General features: G+C 70.3%; 19 protein-coding genes. 1 reads left to right on the forward strand and 18 read right to left on the reverse strand.

Features of this window, described 5'->3' with window-relative positions; genetic code table 11:
• Window positions 1-7: 7 nt before the first annotated feature.
• From E6R62_RS19000 to E6R62_RS19060, 13 genes are all read right to left on the reverse strand, one after another.
• Window positions 8-637, reverse strand: a complete 630-nt coding sequence (locus E6R62_RS19000) for a hypothetical protein (protein WP_240801757.1) — start codon at window positions 635-637, stop codon at window positions 8-10.
• The gene (locus E6R62_RS19005; protein WP_136214664.1) at window positions 634-918 is read right to left on the reverse strand and encodes a hypothetical protein; all 285 of its coding nucleotides are present in this window, start codon (window positions 916-918) and stop codon (window positions 634-636) included. Before E6R62_RS19005 ends, E6R62_RS19000 begins: the two co-directional genes overlap by 4 nt.
• Window positions 919-931: 13 nt before the next feature.
• A complete protein-coding gene (locus tag E6R62_RS19010) occupies window positions 932-2029 on the reverse strand; it encodes a conjugal transfer protein (protein ID WP_136214665.1) in 1098 nt (365 codons plus the stop codon).
• Window positions 2026-2295: a hypothetical protein gene (locus E6R62_RS19015; RefSeq protein WP_136214666.1), complete on the reverse strand. Its 270-nt coding sequence runs from the start codon at window positions 2293-2295 to the stop codon at window positions 2026-2028. The genes E6R62_RS19010 and E6R62_RS19015 overlap by 4 nt, the downstream gene beginning before the upstream one ends.
• A 50-nt stretch (window positions 2296-2345) precedes the next feature.
• Window positions 2346-3239, reverse strand: a complete 894-nt coding sequence (locus E6R62_RS19020) for a hypothetical protein (protein WP_240801758.1) — start codon at window positions 3237-3239, stop codon at window positions 2346-2348.
• Between the two features lie 524 nt (window positions 3240-3763).
• Window positions 3764-5422, reverse strand: coding sequence for a DUF2637 domain-containing protein (locus E6R62_RS19025; RefSeq protein ID WP_136214668.1), 1659 nt, complete (start codon window positions 5420-5422; stop codon window positions 3764-3766).
• Window positions 5423-5630: 208 nt separating this feature from the next.
• Window positions 5631-6629 carry a ParB/RepB/Spo0J family partition protein gene (locus E6R62_RS19030; RefSeq protein WP_136214669.1) on the reverse strand — a complete coding sequence of 333 codons (999 nt, stop codon included), beginning with the start codon at window positions 6627-6629 and terminating at the stop codon, window positions 5631-5633.
• A complete protein-coding gene (locus tag E6R62_RS19035) occupies window positions 6626-7780 on the reverse strand; it encodes a ParA family protein (RefSeq protein ID WP_136214670.1) in 1155 nt (384 codons plus the stop codon). Before E6R62_RS19035 ends, E6R62_RS19030 begins: the two co-directional genes overlap by 4 nt.
• Window positions 7781-7959: 179 nt before the next feature.
• On the reverse strand, window positions 7960-8649 hold the full coding sequence (locus E6R62_RS19040) for a restriction endonuclease (RefSeq protein ID WP_240801759.1): 690 nt from the start codon (window positions 8647-8649) through the stop codon (window positions 7960-7962).
• Between the two features lie 369 nt (window positions 8650-9018).
• Window positions 9019-10110, reverse strand: a complete 1092-nt coding sequence (locus tag E6R62_RS19045; protein ID WP_136214672.1) for an endonuclease domain-containing protein — start codon at window positions 10108-10110, stop codon at window positions 9019-9021.
• Between the two features lie 432 nt (window positions 10111-10542).
• Window positions 10543-12960 carry a DEAD/DEAH box helicase gene (locus E6R62_RS19050; protein ID WP_136214673.1) on the reverse strand — a complete coding sequence of 806 codons (2418 nt, stop codon included), beginning with the start codon at window positions 12958-12960 and terminating at the stop codon, window positions 10543-10545.
• Window positions 12957-13220, reverse strand: a complete 264-nt coding sequence (locus E6R62_RS19055) for a hypothetical protein (protein ID WP_136214674.1) — start codon at window positions 13218-13220, stop codon at window positions 12957-12959. The genes E6R62_RS19050 and E6R62_RS19055 overlap by 4 nt, the downstream gene beginning before the upstream one ends.
• A complete protein-coding gene (locus tag E6R62_RS19060; protein WP_136214675.1) occupies window positions 13217-13564 on the reverse strand; it encodes a hypothetical protein in 348 nt (115 codons plus the stop codon). The genes E6R62_RS19055 and E6R62_RS19060 overlap by 4 nt, the downstream gene beginning before the upstream one ends.
• 468 nt (window positions 13565-14032) lie before the next feature.
• Here E6R62_RS19060 and E6R62_RS19065 point away from each other — a divergent pair, with 468 nt between their 5' ends.
• Window positions 14033-14530 carry a hypothetical protein gene (locus E6R62_RS19065; RefSeq protein WP_136214676.1) on the forward strand — a complete coding sequence of 166 codons (498 nt, stop codon included), beginning with the start codon at window positions 14033-14035 and terminating at the stop codon, window positions 14528-14530.
• A gap of 44 nt (window positions 14531-14574) precedes the next feature.
• On the opposite strand, the gene E6R62_RS19070 is transcribed toward E6R62_RS19065, so the two are convergent.
• Genes E6R62_RS19070 through E6R62_RS39595 form a run of 5 tightly spaced genes read right to left on the reverse strand, consistent with a single transcriptional unit; the run spans window position 14575 to window position 20254 of the window.
• A complete protein-coding gene (locus tag E6R62_RS19070) occupies window positions 14575-15381 on the reverse strand; it encodes a hypothetical protein (protein WP_136214677.1) in 807 nt (268 codons plus the stop codon).
• The gene (locus E6R62_RS19075; protein WP_136214678.1) at window positions 15378-15629 is read right to left on the reverse strand and encodes a hypothetical protein; all 252 of its coding nucleotides are present in this window, start codon (window positions 15627-15629) and stop codon (window positions 15378-15380) included. Before E6R62_RS19075 ends, E6R62_RS19070 begins: the two co-directional genes overlap by 4 nt.
• Complete coding sequence (locus E6R62_RS19080) at window positions 15626-17848, reverse strand: Mucin-19 (RefSeq protein ID WP_136214679.1); 2223 nt, start codon at window positions 17846-17848, stop codon at window positions 15626-15628. The genes E6R62_RS19075 and E6R62_RS19080 overlap by 4 nt, the downstream gene beginning before the upstream one ends.
• A 10-nt stretch (window positions 17849-17858) precedes the next feature.
• Window positions 17859-19220, reverse strand: coding sequence for a replicative DNA helicase (gene dnaB / locus E6R62_RS19085; RefSeq protein WP_168714100.1), 1362 nt, complete (start codon window positions 19218-19220; stop codon window positions 17859-17861).
• The gene (locus E6R62_RS39595; protein WP_168714101.1) at window positions 19217-20254 is read right to left on the reverse strand and encodes a helix-turn-helix domain-containing protein; all 1038 of its coding nucleotides are present in this window, start codon (window positions 20252-20254) and stop codon (window positions 19217-19219) included. The genes dnaB and E6R62_RS39595 overlap by 4 nt, the downstream gene beginning before the upstream one ends.
• Window positions 20255-20322: the final 68 nt, after the last annotated feature.

The following is a 20322-nucleotide window of genomic DNA, read 5'->3' on the forward strand; positions in this document are numbered from 1 at the left end:
TCTCCAATCAGGTACGAGTGGTGGGGGCGCGTCGGGCGAGCAGGGCCTGCACGCCCGAGGCCACCGGCGCGGCGGGCGCCGAAGACCCCTTGGGTGCCGGTGATGCGGCGGCGGGTGCCGCGGGCTGGGGCCGGGCCGGGGGCGGCCGGCGCTCCGGGGCGGGGGTCTCGGTGATCGCCCGGGCAGTTGCTTCGGCGGCCTGTTCGTCGGCGGGCAGGTGGATGCGGGTGTCGCCGCGGGTGGGGCGGGCCGGCCGGTAGGTGCGGCCGCGGAGCTGGCCGCGCCGGGGCGCGGCCAGCATCAGGGCGATGCTCAGCAGGGCGGCCGCGGGGTTGCGGCCGTCGATGTGGAGGTGGCGCAGCACGAACGCCACCACGGCGGGCAGGACGAGGAGGGCTGCGACGTCGAGCCAGCCGTGTCCGCCCCACACCGGGCGGGTCAGGATCAGGGCCACGACGGTGGAGACGATCCCGGCCAGCTGGGTGAGGGTGTAGGGGCCGCCGGGCAGCCGGATCCCGCGGCCGCCGTTGACGTCCCGGATCACCCCATGGACCAGTGGTGCGCGCCGGGCCTTGGTGTAGCAGCGACCGATCAGCTCGAAGTCCGACTCGCCGCCGCCCACAGCGGCGTCGCTCACTGGTCACTCCGTGCGGCGTTGGGGCCGCTCTGGTACTGGACGATGTCCTCGTTGGTCTTGTTCTTGAGGGCGGCCATGTTGGCGGACAGGCCCCAGACGATCGCCGCGAAGATGACGGCCATGATCGTCGGGCCGGGGGCCTTCGTCTTCCAGCCGACGACCAGGACGAACATGCCGCACAAGACCGGGATCGCCACGTCGAAGATCAGGCCCTTGAGGTCGGTGCCGATTCCGGTGCCGGTCTGGATCCAGCCGGCGGCCAGGGTGATGGTGTGAGGCACGGCGGTGCTCCTTCTAAGAGGTGGGGGTGGACGCCGCCGGGCTCGGAGAGCCGGGAGCGGTCGAGGTCGGATGCGATGCGGCGACGGCCGGCGCGCCATCGAGGCCGGCGATCTCCCAGCGGCCGGCTCGCGCCTTGAGGGTGAGGGCGTAGGCGAGGGGGAGCCGCACCCCGTCGCGGCCGGTGGCGCGCAGCGTGACGAGCAGGCGCAGGGTGGCGCCATCACCGGGAACGGAGACGACAGGTTCGCCGCCGGTTTCACCCTCGACGGCAAGCTGGTCCACCGCGATGCCCGAGTACGGGGCCGGGGACGGCGCGGAAAGGCGGGTCCCGGGGGCGAGGTAGCGGTCGAGCTCAGCGCCGGCACGGGTGAGATAGGCGGTCAGGAAGCTGGTGACGGCCTGGGTCCGCGGGTCGGTCGGCAGCGCCGGGCGCATCGCGCCGTAGACCAGCTCAGGGGTCTTGGCCCGCTCGGGAGCGGCGACCTCGGCTGGCAGCGCGAGCGCGGTGTACGCGGTCGCTCCCCCGGCGCCGGGCGCCGTGGCCACGGGCACCTGGAAGTAGCGCACCGCGTCAGCCGACTGAGACGGGGAGGCGCCCGGTTGTGTGGACGGCGCCGGCGACGGCTGCGCGCCGGTGACGCGGGCTGCGATCGTGACCGCCCAGACGGAGGTGTCGGTCTGGCGCAGCCGGACGACGGTCAGCTGCTCGCCCCGGTGCTGGCCGGAGACTCCGTCGAGCTGCATGCTGGCGGCCGGCGGGTAGTAGGCGGCGAGCTTGGACTCGTCGCTGCGGCCAGCGGACAGGTAGGCGGCAACGAAGAGGGTGGCGAAGCCGGCCGCGCCCTGGCCGCCGCTCGCAGTCGGTGCGGGCGGTGCAGTCTTCGGCGCCGGGGCCGCGGACGTCGTGGGCACCGAGAGGTAGGCGAGCGCGCCCAGCAGGGGGCCGAGGGCGATCAGACCCCAGACGATCCAGCGCAGCAGCGCCGCGGAGTTGGCCTGTGCGCCGGTTGACCATCCGCCGACCCATCCGGCCGCGGTCTCCTGGACAGCCGGCGTCTGTGGGTCGGCCGGTGTGGCTGGCTTGCGGCGGCCGGTGAGGATGGGGCTCATGCCGTGCCTCCGGCTGAGCGCAGGGTGTGGCCGGCCAGCTCGGCGATCCGGCTGCGGAGTTCCGCTTCGGGTCGGCGACTCAGCGCGGCGAGCGAGGCGAGGACGGGCTCGGCCTCCTCGTCGAGGAAGGCGCGGAGCTTCTCGTGGGTGCTGGTATCGAAGGGACGGGCGACGAGGGCGGCGCCGAGGTGGACGAGCAGACGCTGGGCGCGGGTGACGCGCTCCTCGTCCGCGTCCAGCGACGTCGCGGCGGCGGGTGTGGTCAAGACGCATCTCCAAAGGGGGGAGCGGACGGTAGCCGGGGCGGTGGTCCGGTTCATGCCGCGGCCTCGGGCTGGAGGGATGCTGTGAGGCGGGCCAGGGCCCGCGAACGCCGGCGCTGCCACGCGCCGGCAGTGGTCCCGGCGCGGGCGGCGGCCTCGGCGTCCGGGATGCCACCGCTGATGTGGTGCCAGGCCAGCGCCTGCGCGTCAACGGTCGACAGAGCGCCGTCGCGCATCGCATCCAGGAGGAGCTCCAGGAGTTCCACCCGAGCCGGGGCGGTCTCGGCTTCGTCGGCCGGACCGGTGTGGAGGCCAGCTTCCGCGGCAGCCGTGCGAACGGTGCGGGCGCGGGCGATCTCGTACGGGCCTGGCGCCCGGTCGGCGATCTGCTCGGCGGCCGCGAGGTCCTCCCCCGCCGGGCCCTGCTCGGCGGCGAGCTCGGACAGGACTCGCCGCAGGGTGTCGAGCGTCAGGTTGGCGGCGGGCCGTCCGGGGCGGAGGTGGATGCGGCCGGCGCGGGCTACTTCGTAGAGGGCGGCAACGGTCACGTGCCCGACGGCGTCACGGGTGCGGCCGCCGGTCGCGCGGACCTGGCCGCGGGTGATGCGGAAGACGGCGGGGAGCATCGCCTGGACGATGACGCGGCCGGCGAGGACGGCCGATCGGTCACGGCCGGCGGCGCGCTGGAGGAGGGCCCGCAGGACGGCGTCGGTCAGTTGATCGGTCACGCCGTCGGCCGTCGGGCGGAGCGCGGTGAGGAGTTGCTCGGGCGTCAGGGAGTCGGACCAGGAATCGGTCACGGCGGCGATGTCGTCGGTCAGGTGGCCATCGGTCATCCAGTCGGTCACCGCCTGGCGCACGGCGGGGTCCGCGCACAGCGCGGCCCAGTCGGCGTCCAGCCGGTCGAAGTACCCGCCGCCGGCGGCGGGGTGCGAAGCGTCGTGCACGGCACGTCTCCTTTCGGATCTCGTGCCGTACACACTCCTCAGACCGGCTTGCCCGAAGGCTTGCCCACGGCCCTAAAAGCGCAGATGGGAGGCTTGCCCTCTAGCTGGGCAAGCCTCCCGTGACCGATTGGGCAAGCCTGGTGGGGGGTTGGGCAAGCCTCCTCGTGACCGGTCCATGCAACTCTGGGCAAGCCTCCCTGGGGGTGGGCAAGCCTCGGGACTTCGGCGCCAAGGCTTGCCCAGGAGGCGGGGGCGAGGGCGTGGCGGATGGGTGACCGATGGCCGCGGACCGGTCATGACCGGTGACCGATGGGGCCCGGATCGGTCATCGGTCACGGGCCCGGCATCGGTCACGGGTGGGTCCGGTCTTCGGTCACGGGCCCGGCAGCGGGCGGGTCCGGCCATCGGTCACGGGCCCGGTCCCGGGATCGGTCACGAGCCGATCGGTCACGGCCGGACGGCTGCCCTGGCCGGTCGGTGACGGTGGCCGGCGACCGGCCACCAAGCCCTAACCGGAACGCCGGTCAACTGCTGCCGACGGAGCGGAGGTGCGCCCGGCCCTGCTGCCGACGCTGCTCCTCCAGGTACTTCTGCGCATCGAGCACGCGGCGCTGGCCGGTCTTCGGTGAGACACCCAGCCGCCGGGCGACCTCGGCTCCGGACAGCCGCTTGCCGGTGTCCTCGGCCTCGGCGAGCCAGGAGGCCACTTGCTCGATCTCGCGCTGGATCGGGTCCGTCTCGACCTGCTCCTCGTCGGTCTGCTGCTGCGGCACCCGCGCGGTCGTCTCACCGGACGCGGTCACCTCAGCCACCCAGTGCTGACTGTCCGCACCAGTCGGGGCCGCGAGGACGGGCTGCTCGAAGGAACGGCCCGCGGGTACGGTCGGGCCGGCATCCGTCGCGGACGCTGTCGGCGCGGGTACCGCTCCGGCGGGCAGTCGCGCTGGCTCGACCGGCGGTTCCGACAGGCTGCGGAGGGCGCTCTGTTCCCCGAAGAAGGGGTGCGGCTCCCCCGCGCCGGGCAGCTGCTCCGCGTACACCGGCGCCGGTTCCGGGGCAGTCGGCACGTCGGTCACCGGCTCCTCGACCGCCGGTACGGAGGCCTTGTGCATGGCCGCTTCGGGTTCGGCCGCTCGGAGCTCGGCGAGTACCGGCTCCAGCAGGGCGTCGGGCAGAAGGCCGCCGGTGTCCTGGTCGGTTAGGCCGTGGTCCCGCGCGAGGTACGCCGCGAACTGCTCCGCGGACGGGATCTGGCCGTATAGGGCCATGAAGTCCTGCGCAGCAGCCTGAGCCAGGTCGACGAGGATGGGCTCGGGAATCCCGTCCCGGGCGTCGGGATTTGCAGCAGCGGGCTCGGCCGACGATTCCACTTCTCGCGGAGCGACGTCCTCGGCAAGGTGCTCTGCGACCGGGAGCAGTTCAGGCACATCGGCCGATGGGGCCAGCTCCGGCCCAGCCACAGGCTCGGGTACGGATGCGGGCTCGGGGCGGGAGCGCAGGACCGGGCTCAGGCCGGCTGCGGTCAGTCCTGCTGAGGCGGTCTGCGCGAGCGGCACGCCGATGCGGGCCAGGCGCAGCGGCATCAGGGCCTCCACCGGGGCCTTGCGGCGCCACGCCCGCCCGTACCGGGCCTGCAGCCGCGCCTGGTAGATGAGGCGATCCTGCTCCATACCGACGGCCTGCTCGTACGACCGCAGCTCCCACAGCTTCATCCGGCGCCACAGCTTGAACGTGGGCACCGGAGACAGCAGCCAGCGGGTGATGCGGACACCCTCCATGTGCCGGTCGGCCGTGATGTCCGCGATCCGGCCCACGGCATGCCGGGCCGCCTCGACGGTGACGACGAAGAGAACCGGGATGACGGCATGCATGCCGACGCCGAGCGGATCGGGCCAGGCGGCGGCACCGTTGAAGGCGATCGTCGCCGCGGTCAGCAGCCACGCGGTCTGGCGCAGGAGGGGGAACGGGATCCGGATCCAGGTCAGCAGGAGGTCGAGCGCCAGGAGCACGCAGATGCCGGCGTCGATGCCGATCGGGAACACCAGGGAGAAGTCGCCGAAGCCCTTCTTGACGGCGAGCGCGCGGACCGCAGCGTACGAACCGGCGAAACCGATCCCCGCGATGACCACAGCTCCGGCTACTACGACGCCGATGAGTATCCGGTGCGTACGAGTCAGCTGCATCGCGTTCGTTCGTCTCCTTCGTCGAACCAGATCCGGGTTTCTAGATCACAGTCTCACCAGACCACACTCGGCTGCCTCCTATTACGGCGTAATAGGAGGCAGCGCCTGGTCTCCAGCAGCGTGGTCTCGGGCACCGACCTATTACGCCGTAATGGGTCCGGGCCCGAGACTGCCAAGATCCGGTACACATGGGCTTGGCTGCTTAACCTCAGAGGGTGTCCAGCAGCAGTTCGGCGACTCGCTTCACCCCGTGTGCGTCGAGTCTGCTCGTTACCGCAGCTGCCACGGATTCCGGGCTTGCCCAGTCGATTTCCTCGGCCGAGCCTTCTGCCTGTGGAGCCCGTGGTTCGGGCACCACCACCGGATCCGGGGTGGGCCCTGGCGGATTGGAAGTTGATGCCCGGTCTTCGTGCCCGTCCCCCAGAGGGCCAGAGGTCTTGGCAGGAGGTGTAGCTCGGGGTTCAGGCTGACTAGGGCTGCGCCGAGGGGACTCCGCGCGCTTGCGCTTGCGCTCCTCCTCCTGCTGGGCGCGGGCGTCGGCCGCCTCGCGTTGCTTCTCCGGAGGCAGGCTCGACAGACTTCGAACCTGAGCGACGGTTCGGACGCCGGCTTGCAAGTCGGCCTGCAGCTCTTCCGTGAGAGCCAAAAGTGAGAGCCGTTGCGAGATGTATGACTGGCTCACTCCGATGCGCCTGCCGACCGCGCTCTGCGAACCGTGTAGCTCAACCAGCTTTTGAAGAGCGTGAGCCTCCTCCAGGTCTGTCAGTCCTTCCCGGTGGAAGTTGGCGACCCAGGCCGCTTCCAGGAGTGCCCGGTCGGTGGTGGCGAGAGCATCGTTGACGTGGACAGAGACTGATTCCAGACCAGCCTCGCGAGCTGCTTCCAGCCTGCGGTGGCCGTCGATCACGACGTAGCTGGCTTCGGGGTCGACGTCTTGCTCCCGGCTCGGCCGGTCACGGAGGAAGGCGTCCATCCTCGCTACCGTGAGCGCCTGGATCTGCCCAACCTCGGCAAGGCTGGCGACCAGGCCGCTCAGATCTCCAAGTGTTTCCCGAGGGTTGTCGGGGTTGGAGCTGATCTCGTTCAGAGGCAGCCTGGTGGGCACCCCTCCGCCGAAGGCGTCATCCTCGATCTGACGCCGAGTACTCCGGCTGCCGGCCGCCCGAACAAAGCTGGCGGAGGCACCCAACGTGTCACGCTTGCTCACGAGATCCTCCGGGCGATCGTCCGCATCATCTGTGCTTGCTCACTGTCGGGGGCATACACCAGGAGGGGCATCTTCTGCCGGACCGCCTCCCGCTGCTCCTTGAGGTCACCCACGACTGCCAGGAGCCGCGGCTCTTCCAGCTGCTCCCAGTTGTCCAGCGAAGAGGTAGCCACGAAACCGCGCCGGGACTCGTACAGGTTGACGACGAGGCCGAGGTACTCGATCTCCATGGCGAAGTCCTCCGCCATCGCCTGGATCTGCTCGTTGAGCATGGCGAAGGCGGTCGCGGATGAGTCTTCTGCCTGAACGGGAATCACGACGCCGGACACACCAGTGGACTCGCCCTCGCGGCGGCGTGCGTAGTACAGGGCCGCGTCCATGGCTGTGCCCAGGGCGGGCGGGCAGTCGACGACGATGACGTCGTGGTCTTCTTCCAGGGGGCGCAGTGCCTTTTCCAGTGCGGATTCCTTCGTCCGCAGCTTGGACAGGGCGAGTCGCGTGTCTAGCAGGAAGGCGTCCTGGCAGGCCGGCAGCAGATGGAGGCGGCCCCCAAAACGGGGGTCACTTACCTCCACCAGCAACTCCTGGATGGGGCTGTCGGCTTCGCCGCACATGTGCCTGGCCAGGGTGTCCCGCTCCTTGCTGGGCAGTATCGTCGGCATGCCCAGCTGGTCCGTCAGGTGGCCCTGAGGGTCGTAGTCGACGAGGAGTACGCGGAGGCCGGCCTCTGCGTAGGCCTGGGCAATGCCCGCAGCAACGGCGGTTTTACCGACTCCGCCTTTCTGGTTACAGATCACTTTGCGCTGGGGGATACCGGTGACCGGACGGTGGCGCGGGGACGGGTTGTCCGTCAGCCACAGCTGCACGGACTGGACGAGTCCTTGGACCAGAGGCAGCTTCTGTTCGGCGCAGAAGGTTCGCAGGGAGCCCCACACGCCCTCCGGCAACCATGTAGCGAAAGGAACTGCCCCGGGGGCAGGGACCGGTTGCCGGGTAACGTCTGCCGTCATCCACCGCTCGATGGCTTGTGCCACAGCGTCCTGAATGTCGATGCCGTGTTCCGCCGCTCGAACTTTCAGCTCTTGCCGGACGGCTGCCGGCAGCTTGGAGACAACCTTCTCCCTGTCTCCGGAGGGGGTTTGGGTGACCATGTGCCTACCTTACTAACTATCCCTGCGATGTGGTTGCACCCAGGGCGCCGAGTGTCGGCGACACTGGCCAGTCCTCGTGAACTCTGGTCAGCACCGCTCGTTGGGCATCACATCCCGAGCGAGCACCCGGCAATGTGCTGACCGCGGTCAACGACTCCCGCCGCCCCACCCCGAGCACGTCACTGCCGCGTCCGATGAACGGGAGTCGGCCTGCGGCGCCGCGGAGCCGGTAGATGGCGGAGGAGCTCCCACAGGGGGGTTGAGCCGCTGGCCCACACGGCCAGGAGGGCTCGGTCGACCAGGTGCAGCTGCTGGCTCCGTGCGAACTCCCGTGCTGGGCCGGTGAAACGGCCGTTGGTGACGAGGACGACCACGTCGCCGCCGTGAACGGGGCGGCCGGTCCCGTTGAGGACGTGAAGGTCCGGCGTGCCGACCGCCGCCCCGAAAGCCCCGTCGCGGCGGTGCTTGCACTGGATGACCCAGCGGCGGCCTGCCGGGTCGGTCCCCTTGACGTCGGCGCCGTTGTCGCCAGCGCCGCCCACCCGGACGGCGTCGTGGGCCCCATCGCGGCGCATCAGGTCCCGCACTGCTTCCTCGAACTGGCTGTGATGCAGACCGTCCAGGAAGCGGATGTCCCAGCCCTCCGGTCGCCGGCGCTGGGCGGTCCACGCGGAGATGCCGAGCCACGCGGCCTTCACGAGTAGCAGCGTCAGCGCTCCCGTGGCCAGGACCGCGACGGCGACGGCGCCGATCTCGGCGCCGTGAAGCCGAAGCCACTGCCGGGCCTGCGGGACAAGGACGGACACGAACGCGGCGGCCGCCAGGAGGCGGGCGGTATCGATGGCAGCCCCACCTCTGCGACGGTGCACAGGTCGGCGTCCTCGACGCGGCCGTTGCCGGGCGAGGGTGCGGGTCGGGTTTCGACGTCCGGGCATGGACGAGCCTTCCAGAAGCAGGTCGTGGCGCCCACCGGCCTGCCTAGGGCTGGCGCGTGAGCGGCCGCGCCCCACCGGATGGTGGGAATCTTCACCCACCTTCCTCAGGGCGGCTTGCCCGAAGGCTTGCCCCGTCCCCTAAGGGACGAGGGTGGAGGCTTGCCCACCGAAGGCGCGTCCGTGGTGCACGTGGCCGCCTTTGCCACGGGCAGCCCTGTCACCACGGCCGCTTCGCTGTAACCGAACGCCCCATTGGCCCGTCTGGCCATGTACGACACTCAGCAGACCCGGATCTCTAGGACATCAGCGCGTAGCTTCCGGTGTCGCACCCGCGCCGCCGGATAGATCGCCTCGATCCTCATCCTCCACCAGGCACAGCTCCGGCTCCTGTTGCTCAGCGTTCTCCAGGTAGCGCGCAGCCGAAAGAATCCGGGTCTTCTCCTCAGCGAAATGCCCGATGCCCAGGTTGCACTGATGGCACAGCAACCCCCTGACTCGACCGCTCACGTGCGAGTGGTCGACGCATGGAGACAGTGTCTCCGGATCAAAGGGGCGCGAACAGATCGCGCACGCCAGATCCTGGGTCACCATCAATGCCTCGAAGTCCTCCAAGGTCATGCCGTAGTTCACCCGGAGCCACCGCTTGCGCTCCTTCTCCGCGAAGCACCGCCGACAGACACGAGTCTCCCCGTTCTCGTACCAGCCGACTTCAGCGAACACATGTCCGTTGGAACACTCCGGCGTCTCTTCCCAGCTCTTCCGAGGCCTCCACTGGTGTTCGTCCGAACCCTTGCCCTGCTGGGCGGCCCGGGCATAAGAGGCACACTCCCGGCAGGCAAGACGACCGTGTGGATCGCGGTAGGTGTTATCGTCCGTGCGATCGTGCCCGTTCGCACAGCGCTCCAAGTGATCTTCCCGCTTCCGCTTCCCCGTGTACCTGCCCGCGTCACCCAGCGGCGCTCTACCCTGCCGGGGTACAGAGACCTCAAGATGACCGGGGGTTAAGCACCGCTTGTTCCCACAGGTCTGGCGAACCTGCTGACCCTTTCGCAAGGTCTCCCCGGTCGCCTCCTCGTACATCCAGCGGTGGAGCGCGATCTGGCGGGTCGTGCCCTCCTCTCGATACGACCGTCGGTCGCTCGTCTGTGGCCGCCCCTCCTTGCCGACCGTTCCGCTCCACACCAGGCAGTCCCCAATCTCTGCGCACTTCTCCTGAACCCACGCAACGGTGATGTCCTCGACCTCGTCACGGACATAGATCGCAGATCCGTACTTCGCCGCCCGCCTGTAGCAGGGTTGGCACATCCCGTTCCTAAGCGGCTTGTAGGGCTTCTTGCACTCGCGGCAGATCTTGGTCGCCACCGGTTCCCCAGAAATGTTGATCTCGCGCTCCATGCGGGCAGGGTAGGGGCCGGGTCTGACAGGGCCCCGGCCCCAGTGGGCTCACACCACCGATCCTCTCGGTGAGTCGGGGCCAAGGGGAGTCTCTGAGGACGCGGACTCTGAGCACCCGAGTTGTCCAAGTCCCTCATTCCCAGTAATGGGAGGGCGGCTCGATGACCGAAAAGGCCACCAGAGACCGCCTGCGGGCCTAGCAGGTGATCGCAGGTCGATCCATACCGGGCACGCCAAGTTCGTCTGCTGTAGGGCCCATTCTGGGCGTCGCTTTTCTGAACATCTGCCCGAATAGTCAGATTGAGACCTTCGGCGGCGTGCGCTATGCCGCAAGCTCCCCAATGGAGAGCACGCCGAGAGCGGGCGGTCTTTCGGATCAGAGAGGCCGCCCACTCTCAACGCCCAGGCGTGACGACCGGGCGCTGCTCTCCTCTACGACCAGCGCATGCCCAGGGCCGACAGCTCCTCGACCCGCTGGACCGACAACTTCCCGGCCTTGACCCGCTGCTGGCTGATCCACGCCCCGAGCCGCACGGCTTCACCGTCGACCTCCTCGGCGTGGCTGCGCGGTACGTCGAGGTTGCCGACTCGGGCCCGGTACTGTGCAGCGGCCCGCAGGTTGTGCGCCCACAGCTCCTCCCGGGTCCGCTTGGCGGGCGCGGGATCCGGCGTGATGCCGAGCTCGGCGAGCAGCTCCTGCTGCTCCCCCGTCAGCTTCCCGAATGCCTGGCGCTGCGCGGCGGTCCACCGGCCGAGATCCTCGCCGTCCTCGATGAGGACTTCGGGACCGGCCGGGAGCGCACCGCCAGCGTTCACGTGACGCTGAGCGAGACGGAAGGCCCGCTGCCAGTCGATGCTCCACTCCGGGCACCAGCCGGGGTCGATCTCGGCGAGGGCGGCACGGCGCTCCGGGGACAGCGGGGCCTGCGCCCTGCGGGCGGCCGCGCGCTGGTTCTTCAACCACCGTCCGACCGGGTAGCCGTCGAAGGCTGCGTCCACGGGGGCGGCCAGGCCGACGCTGGATTCGGCGGCCCAGGCGGTGGCCGCGGCCAGGCCCTCGTCGAAGCGGGCGTCGAAGATGCTCCAGAGGATGCCGAGCTTCTCCAGCTGCACGATCCGGTCGCCATCGAGATTGCCGGCCTTGTAGTGGCGGCGGCAGTCGGCGATCCAGACGCCGAGCGGGAAGCCGGCGGGGGACCAGTTGTCGGGTGTCCGGAAGCCGTACTGGACGCGGAGGTCGTCGTGCTCGGCGAGATAGCGCTGGGCGGCCTGGATACCCCGGCGCCACTGGACCCGCTCCGGGTTGAGGACCCGCAGCTGCACGAAGCTGGCCAGCTGGTTCGCGTCGCGCGGCTGTGAGAACCGTAGGAGCTCGCGGGCGGGCACGCTCACCGTGGGCTGTTCGTCGTCCCGGGTACCGCCCTTGACGGCGGGCACGGGGCCGGGGTTGCCGGTGTCTGCGGGGGTCGATGCGCCCGGGTTGGTCAGCTGTTCGATGCGGGTGTCGTGGGCGCGCAGCGCGGCGAGGAGTTTGGCCAGGCCCGCGTACGCGGGGGAGGTGAGCATGGTCTCGGGGGTCTCGCCGGTGGCGAGGAAGGCCGGCACGACGAGGGTGGCGATCTTTCCTTCGCCGGGGTGCATGCGCAGCGCGCGGCCGACCGCCTGGACCAGGTCCGGCATTGAGCCGCGGACGTCGCAGAAGACGACACCGTCGCATTCCCGGGTGTCGACGCCTTCGCCGAGGACCTTCACGCTGGCGATGAGCGAGAGCCGCGCGTCCTGCCCGCTGTTGGTCAGGCCGGCTGCGAACTGGGTCAGGACACGGCGCCGGTGGGCCGGCTTGTGCTCGCCGTGCAGCCACTGCGCCCACACGGCAGCGTCCTCGGAGAGGGCCGTTCCGCCTCCCTGGCGGTGGAGTTCGCGGGCCTTGTCGGGTAGGCCGGCGGCGAAGGCCTCCGCCTCGGAGACCCGCTGGTGGAAGGAGAGCACGCGGCGCAGGCCCTCTTCCTCGGCGGCTTTGAGGGTGGCCGCCTGGAGCGCGCCGAGCCGCAGGCCGCGCACCGCGTCGGAGCTTTCGTCGGCGGCCAGCATCGCGGCGTTGAGCTGGTGGTCCTGCACATCCACGACCACGACCTGGTACGGCGCGACGATGCCCCGTTCGATCGCGGTCTCCAGCGGCAGGTGGTAGGCGACGCGGCCGAAGAGGCCGTCGGGGTCGTCAGTCATGGACGCGACGAGCTCGCCGTCCTCTTCGTCACCGTCGCCGGCGGCCCAGATGCGGGGGGTGGCGGTCATGTAGAGGCGCGCGGCGGCCGGGATCCGGGTGTTGTCGTGGACCACGGCCCAGGGCTTGCCCGCTCGTCCGCTGGTGCGGTGCGCCTCGTCCACCACGATCAACCCCCAGGAGGGCAGGCCCGATTCGTGCGCGGCCTCCAGGATTCCGTTGCCGAGGGAGGCGTACGTCGCGAAGACGGTGACACGGCGGTCGTGGGCGGTGAGCTGTACGAGGGCGTGCGGGTCGGTGGTGTGCGGGAACCCGGTTTCGTGGTCGTCGAGGGAGGAGACGCCGACGAAGGCGCCGGTGCGGCCGCCGTCCCGCCAGGCACGGGCCGTCTGGTCGAGGAGGTCCAGGGAGGGGACCAGGACCAGGACGCGGTCCCCGCCGACCTGCTCGGCGGCGCGTACGGCGACGAGGGTCTTGCCGCTGCCCGTGGCCATGATGACCTGAGTGCGCAGGCCGGTGGCCGGGGGCTCGGCGGGGGAGCGGGGGGTGAGTTCCTCGATCGTGCGGGCCAGGGCCTCGCTCTGGTGGGGTCGCAGCGGTGGGGGAGCGGTGCGGGTCTCGGTCATGGGCTCGCCTTGCTCTCGGGTTCCGGGCCCTGGGGCCGGGAGGCGGTCGGGTGGGAGGAGCGGTGGGCGTGGTCGGGGCAGAGGTCGCGGCCGTCGCGCAGCCTGCGCCATCCGCGTGCGCGCAGCCAGGCGCGGAGGGCCCGGTGGTGGGGCATCGGGACCGGTGCGAACCATTCGCGGTCGCATTCGGCATCGCCGTCGCCGGCCCCGGTCTCGCCGGTGTAGTCGCACCGGATGGTCGGGATGCTTCCGGCGGTCACGGCCGCGTATTCCTGGCGGCCCAGAGCGCGTACTCCTGGCGGATGTAGCCGCGGGGGTCGGCCGCCCAGGCGGGGTCGTCGGCGGCGAGGGGGCCGGCCGTCGTGGCGTTCGCGGTGTCGAAGGCGATGAGCTTGTCGACGCTCCGCTGGAGTGCGGTCTGCACCTTGCTGTCTGCGGGATCGGCGCCCCGGGCCTGCCGGTCGGTTAGGGCCGCGTGGCGCAGCAGCCAGTCCCGGTCGCTGATCCGGCCCGCACGTCGCAGGCGCAGGAGCTCCTCGGTCTCCTCCTGGACATGGGGGGCGTTGATGTAGGCGGTGTCGGCGGAGGGCGGGAAGTCGGTCATTTACTGCTCCGTTCGTCGCGGCTCGCGGGCGCGGTGGGTCAGGTGCGGGTGTTCCGGGAGAGCCGGACGACGTCGCAGGTGCAGGGGAGGATGCCGACCCACACGGCGAGCGGTCCAAGCACGCCTGGTACGAGGATGCGGAGTTGGACCTCCGGTCAGGTCATACGCCGACCCCGTGGTCTGTGAGGTGCCGTTGCCCCGCCACACGAGTATGCATCCTCCTTGAATGCATTTCAAGTGAATGCATTTGGATGGGTTGGGGTGGTGGCCCCCCTTGGTGCGTGCCATACCCAGCACGAACACGCCACCGCGGTACAGTCCTCGCGGCTGGACGCGCACCGCCCACCGCCACAGACCTGGTGACCACGCCGCCGGTCGGTGAACGGCCAAGGTCTTCCGAGGCCCGCGATCCGACCTGGCGTTCTCAAGTCGGCGTTCAGCGTGGGAAGGCCGGCGCCGGGAGAAACGATGCCCAAGCACCAGAGCACAGCCGCACGGCGCGCCCGCGCAACCCAGAAGGCCACAGGCGTGAAGTACACGCAACTGCTGCGCGCGCAGTCTGCGGGTCCCATCGCTCGGCGGACCGTTCGGCCCGAGGAATCCGAGAGGTACGCCGAGTGCCTCGCTGCGCTCCGGCGATCGGATCTCCCCGAACTGGCACGAGCCTGCCTCTACGAGCTGCTCGTCACCTCGCAATGCCGCCACGAGGACCTGTACGTCGAGGTGGACGACTGGGCCATCGCAGACGCGGCTGGCATGGATGTCTACGCCGTGGACGTCGCACTCATGCTCCTGGAGGAACTTGGCTGGATCCGCAAGGTCGAGGGCGAGCTGCACCGGCTGGCTCTTCCGCAGGAGCACCTGGACTTCTGGGACGGGGAGCTGGCGACGTTCCAGCCGGCGGTCGCCGACCCGCAGAAATACGCCCAGAAGTTGTTCCAGCTGAAAAACGATCCGGCCGGCTAAAGGCCTCGCCCCCGGAGCAGACGCTCCGGGGGCGAGAAGCCCGTCTAGTCCTGCGGCTTCCAGCCACGGATTTCCAGCCCGACGATCGGTGTACCAGGCTCGATCTTGTCCGTGTCGACGAGCCACTTCTGCACGGCGGCCGCGACGTCGCCACCGGCCGCGTCGACGAGGGCCTTGAACTCGGCGCCGTCGAAACCCTCCTCACCAGATCCCGGGCCGCCGCGGTTGTCGGCGTAGGCGCGCTCCTCGGTTCCGTCGCGCCGTTGGACCACGTAGCGGCGGACACCGGGGGAGTCGGCCCGGCGGCCAGCGTCGTGCTTGAAGGCGCCCTTGCGGGCGCGGACGGTGAAGGCGATCTTCCCGCCGTTGGCGGCGGCGTCGTCCACCACCGGCCGCAGCCGGCTCGCGCCGGAGGCGATGTGCTGCTTGCCTGCCTTGGCCAGGGACGAGGACCAGGCCTTGACCGGCTTGCCGTCGGGACCAATGACCGGCTTGCCCTTGGTGTCCTTGACCGTTCGCTCGGCCCGCACCCGGGTCTTGCCGCGTACCCGGGCCTTGTAGCCCTCCCTGTTGAGCCGCGGTTGAACGTGTCCGGCGGCCAAAGCTTTCAGGCTCGCGATGTCCCGCGGGCCGCCGGCTTGCACCTCCTGGACCACGGCCCGCAGGGCCTCGACCATCGAAGCGCCCTTGTTCTTTGTGAAGAACTGGCTGACGAGCGACGGGTTGCGGCCAAGGATCTCGCCGACCTGCTTCCGGCTGAACCCGGCCCGCTCCAGCTCCGACGTGAGCCGGGCGGCCTCGTTGCGCTGCGCGCCCCGGCCGCCTGCCGGCCTCCTCCTGCGCGGCGTCACGCGGCCGCCTCCTCGGCCTCGGCGGCACACTCGTGGTCGGCGTACGCCGGGCTGTCGTCCTCGAACTGGTCGTCGCCCTCGTCGCTGCAGCCGTGGCAGCGCCACTCCGCGCTCCACACCACCGCTCCCTCCCGGCCGCAGTCGTGCCCGGAGTCGACGGTCGTCTCGTCCTCCCACATGGCCTCTCCCGAGGCTCCACAGGCCGGGTGCTCCCACTGCCCGCCCCAGACCACGTCGGCGCTGCTCACATGCCCTCCGATTCGTAGGCCTGACGGCCCAGCCCTTGCAGGTAGTAGAACTCCTCGTCGGTGCGCGGGGTGGTCTGCTCCCAGGGCATGCGGCCCTTGAGCAGGTAGTCGCCCGGCTCACCGCCGTACGGCCAATCCGCCGCGACCGAGGCCGAGGTGTAGATGGCGTCGGTGCGGAACGCCAGGATGCTCCCGGGTGGGAGGTGCAGCGCACCGGCCTTCAACGGCTTCCCGGTCGCGGGGTCCTTCGAGCTGGTGCTCACCGACAGCAGCGCGGCCCGGGCCGCCGACCACACCCCGGCCGCCCACTCCGGGTGGGCGTACTGGTCCCGCGCGAACCCCTGGTTGCGCTCCCAGGTTACGTGCGTGTCCGTGATGCCCGTCAGCCGAGCACCGTCCGGCAGGTCGGGTACCGCGCCGCCGACGCCCAGCTCCAGGGAGCCGGTCGTGATCCGGGGGCGCTGTGCGAACGTACCGATCCCGTACAGCAGGATGCTGCGCACCGCACGGGAGGCCAGGCGGCATGCCTGCCTCTGCTGCTCGTCGCCGTGGATCTCGGCGGTCGCGCGCAGAGCCTGCCAGGCCTCGCGCAGCTTGGTGCTCCAGCTCTTGAGCGGGTCGCCGGACTCCCACAGCAGGCCGTCGAGAATCTCGATCCGCCACGGCGCGACCGGGTTGCGCAGCGCCAGGTTGACCTCGGCGCCGCCCGCCCAGGTGGTGAAGGTCCGGCCGCCCTCGTACGGGTAGTGCCAGGCCCGCTCCCCGGGCGCCGGGGCCGGGAGCAGGCCGACGTGGGTCCAGTCCTTCGGGACCGTGACCCGCACCTGCCAGTGCGACGGCGCGAACAGGGCGTTGCTCTGCTCCTTCTCGCTCATGGCCGCGAAGCGGGCGGCAGTGATCCGCTGCGGCACGCCGACACCGGACGCCCAGGTGTGCTTGGCGTACGCGAAGGTGCGGTCGACCTCGTACCAGCCGGGCACCCGCTCCGGCACACGCGGCGGCGTGATCAGCTCAGTACGGCCCTGGCCGGCGGTGGCGTGGAGCAGGCCACGGATCTCCTGGGACATCACGGGAAAGCCGTCCGCCCACTTCGCGCCGGCCTTCGTCGGAATGGTCCGCGACCACAGGTCCCGACCGGTCTGCGACGGCGAGCCCATGAGGACCACGTCCTCGAAGTGCGGCCGCAGTGCCTTCCACAACTCGACGAACGCCGCGCGGACGGTCGCCGGGTCGGCGCCCTCGGGGTCGAACCACTCACCCACGCTGCGGATCTCGGTGTGCTGGTCACCGTGCTGCCAGCGGCCCACCGGGTTGCGGGGGTGGACCAGGTGGCCGGCCTGCCGGTCCTTGCCGCGCGAGGACTCCACCGTCCAGCCCTCCGGGAGCGGGCCGTTCAGCCAGGCGGCGACGGCGTCCTTCAGGAACTCGTGCCGCTCGGCGCCCTGGTGCCACGGGTCGCCCGCGGTGACGTAGATCCGCTCGATGGAGTCAGTGCTGGGGACGGCGTAGACGGCGGTCAGGATCTCCGACACCGTCGCCTGGCCGAGGTCGAGGCGGACCGTGCCGCCCTGCCACACCAGCACGCCAGTGCCGGTGTCGAGAAAGGCCATCTGCCGCACTGCCTGCCGGAAGTTCGGCCGCTTCGACGCGAGGCCGGGCTCTGCGTGGAACCACCGGTCGCCCTCGGCGCCTTCGGGAATCGAGGGAAGGACGCGCTCGGCCTCTCCAACCCCTGCAGCAGCGGGAGCCGGAGCGGCCTCGGCCTGCTCGGGTTCGGCGAGCACCTCTGGCACGGAGATGCCGACGGCGGGCGCGGGGCCGAGACGAGCGACGGTTCCGGACGGCTCGATGGTCTGGGGCTCGTCCGGCCTCGGCGCCGCGGTCGTTTCCTTGATCGGCTCTGCGGGCGCCTGAGCGGCCAGCTGATCACCGGCGACGGTTTCGGTTGCGGGAGGCTCTCCGGACGCCCCAGGGGCGCCCTGAGGGGCCAGAGAGGGCACCAGGGCCACGATGTCGATCACACCGAGGCCGGCGGCCGTCGCGATCCGGTCCGAGGTGGCCTTCGCGTACCCGCCGAGCTCGCGGATCTTCTCGGCCCGGCGGTCGCGTAGCTTGCCGACCTTGGCTTGGAGCTGGGACAGCTCGCGCTCCAGGGGCTTGAGTTCGTCGCGTACGGCCCGCAGCTCGCTGAGGCCGGTCGAGTATTCCTTGTTGTCCATCTGGACCTCCTCAGGTGCTGGCCATGTCAACGAAGCGCGAATAGTGGCCCTGGAACGCGGTCGTGATGGTGGCGGTTGGGCCGTTGCGGTGTTTGGCAACGATGAGGTCGGCTTCGCCCGCGCGTGGCGATTCCTTCTCGTAGGCGTCCTCGCGGTGCAGCAGGATCACCATGTCCGCGTCCTGTTCGATGGCACCGGACTCCCGCAAGTCGGAGACGACCGGCTTCTTGTCCGTACGGTTCTCGGGGCCTCGGTTGAGCTGGGAGAGGGCGATGATGGGAATCCCCAGTTCCTTGCCGAGCAGTTTGAGGCCCCGGGAGATGTCGGCGACTTCCTGCTGCCGACTTTCCGGTCGCCGCCCGGCGCCGGACTGCATCAACTGCAGGTAGTCGATGACCCCGAGTTTCAGCCCGTGGCGCTCGTGGAGCTTTCGGGCCTTGGCTGTGATGGTGACCAGGTTCAGCCCGGCTGAGTCGTCGATCCACATCGGAGCGTCCATCAGCTCCGCTGTCGTCCGGTCGACCTTGGCCCGCAGCTCGTCCGGCAGGATCGCGTGGTTAATGTGGTGCAGCGGAACCCGAGCCTGGGCCGAGATCACGCGCCGGGTGATCTCCCGGCGGCCCATCTCCAGGGAAAAGAACACTGCAGGCTGTCTGTCCCGCAAGGAGCAGGCCCGCACGAAGTCCATGGCCAACGTCGACTTGCCCATCGCCGGGCGGCCCGCAACGACGATGAGCTGTCCAGGCTGAAAGCCACCCGTGAGGGAATCGAGGTCAGCGAACCCGGTGCTGACTCCGCTGAGCTTGCCGGCGTTGGCGGCCCGCTCCTCGTAGTCGTCGTGAAAGTCCTCCAGCGCCGGGCCTAGCAGGCCCAGGCTGTCGTCTTCATCTTCGTCGATTGCGGCGAGCAGAGCCTGCTGCTGCGCGGCTACTAGCTCACTGGCCGTGCCTTCGCCGCGCAGTGCTGTGTTCAATGTGGTGCGGGTGGCGATGATGACCTGCCGCACCGACCACGTCTCGCGGACGATCTCTGCATAGAACCTGACGGAGCCGACTCCGAACATGAAGCCGGTCAGGGTGAAGAGGTAGGCACTGCCTCCGACCCGGGCGCTCTCGCCCCGCTGCGTGAGCAGGGCAGAGAGCGTGATTGGGTCGGCAGTCTCGCCTCGAAGGTACATCCCGACCGTGGCCTCGAAGATCGTCGCATGCGCCGGCTTGTAGAAGTGTTCCGGCTTCAGGACTTCGACGGCCTCGGCAATGGCCTCCTTGGACATCAGCATCGCGCCGAGGACCGCCATCTCGGCGTTGAGGTCGTGCGGCGGGGCGGCGCCATCGAGGCCGCCCCGCTGCTCGGGGAGTTCGAGTTCCTTCACTGGGCTACTCCGGCGAGGGCGATCGGGCTGCAAGTCCAGCAGTCCACGTATTCGTACTGGTCGTTGAAGCGCTTGCGGTCGTGCTGGCCGCAGTCGCCGCACCACTCGGCAGCAGCGGCGCTCTGCTCGGTCGGAGCGGTGGAGCGATCGGCGTGCTTGTGCAGGTCGGTCCATCCGCGCGGAGCCATCTCCCGCACCCGGTCGCACAGCCACCAGGCGGGGAAGCCGTCAGCCAGCAGGTCGGCGGCCGCGGAGCGGATCGTACCGAGGGCCTTGCTGGTGATCGGCCGGCGGAGCACCTTCCGGTAGGCGGCGACGACCTGGTCTGCCTCGTCGTCCGCCGTCCGCTGAGCGGGAACCGCCCCGCGGTTTTCCGGCGCAGCCGAGGTCTCTCTCTCCGTCACGGCAGCACCACCCTCAACGGGTGCCGCAACAAGCGCACCCCCCTCTTGAGAGAGAGATTCTTTAAGAGAAGAAGGAACCGCCGCACTGGTGCGGCCACCCTGGCCGCGTCCATGCGGCCCCCCTGGCCGCACCAGTGCGGCCACCCCCTCGTCAGGGGTAGCCGCATCCATGCGGCCACCCTCCTTAGGGCTGCTGGCCTGCTGCTTCGCCCTTCGGGCAGCCTTCGCCTCCCGCTCGGCCTGCCGCTTCTGGGCCCGGGCGGCGGCGCGCTCGTCCCACCGCTCGTGGTCGAGCAGCCGGTACAGGCTGGGGATGTTCACCCGCGGGTTGTTGGGGTCCGGGCGCCGCTCGACCTCAAGCAGCCCCTTGTCCTCCAGGCGCTTCGTCGACCGGTCCACGGTGTCGACCGACCGCCCGATGCACCGGGCGAGCACCTTGCGGGTGGGGATGTCGTCGGCGTCCGGGGCGTCGTCGGTCTCGCGGGTGCCCTGGTCGGCGAAGGAGGCGATGGCCGCGTAGAGCGCCTTGTCGACAGGCTCGACACTGCCGTCGCGTGCGAGCAGGGCGTCGAACTTGATCCAGTCGATGGCGGCCGCGCTGACGACCCGGGGGATCAGATCGTGGCGCATACCGCTCCTCCCGGGATGAGGGCGGTGGGACGGATCGCTCCGGATCCGGGGTGCACAGGTACGTGCAC

This window comes from Streptomyces sp. A1136 (assembly GCF_004795055.1).
Lineage (GTDB): Bacteria > Actinomycetota > Actinomycetes > Streptomycetales > Streptomycetaceae > Streptomyces.

Bases quoted from the DNA above. Each gene is read 5' to 3' on its own strand.
- E6R62_RS19010 (WP_136214665.1), bottom strand. From the start codon at position 2,029: ATGAGCCCCATCCTCACCGGCCGCCGCAAGCCAGCCACACCGGCCGAC.
- E6R62_RS19025 (WP_136214668.1), bottom strand. From the start codon at position 5,422: ATGCAGCTGACTCGTACGCACCGGATACTCATCGGCGTCGTAGTAGCC.
- E6R62_RS19035 (WP_136214670.1), bottom strand. From the start codon at position 7,780: ATGGTCACCCAAACCCCCTCCGGAGACAGGGAGAAGGTTGTCTCCAAG.
- E6R62_RS19045 (WP_136214672.1), bottom strand. From the start codon at position 10,110: ATGGAGCGCGAGATCAACATTTCTGGGGAACCGGTGGCGACCAAGATC.
- E6R62_RS19050 (WP_136214673.1), bottom strand. From the start codon at position 12,960: ATGACCGAGACCCGCACCGCTCCCCCACCGCTGCGACCCCACCAGAGC.
- E6R62_RS19060 (WP_136214675.1), bottom strand. From the start codon at position 13,564: ATGACCGACTTCCCGCCCTCCGCCGACACCGCCTACATCAACGCCCCC.
- E6R62_RS19065 (WP_136214676.1), top strand. From the start codon at position 14,033: ATGCCCAAGCACCAGAGCACAGCCGCACGGCGCGCCCGCGCAACCCAG.
- E6R62_RS19080 (WP_136214679.1), bottom strand. From the start codon at position 17,848: ATGGACAACAAGGAATACTCGACCGGCCTCAGCGAGCTGCGGGCCGTA.
- E6R62_RS39595 (WP_168714101.1), bottom strand. From the start codon at position 20,254: ATGCGCCACGATCTGATCCCCCGGGTCGTCAGCGCGGCCGCCATCGAC.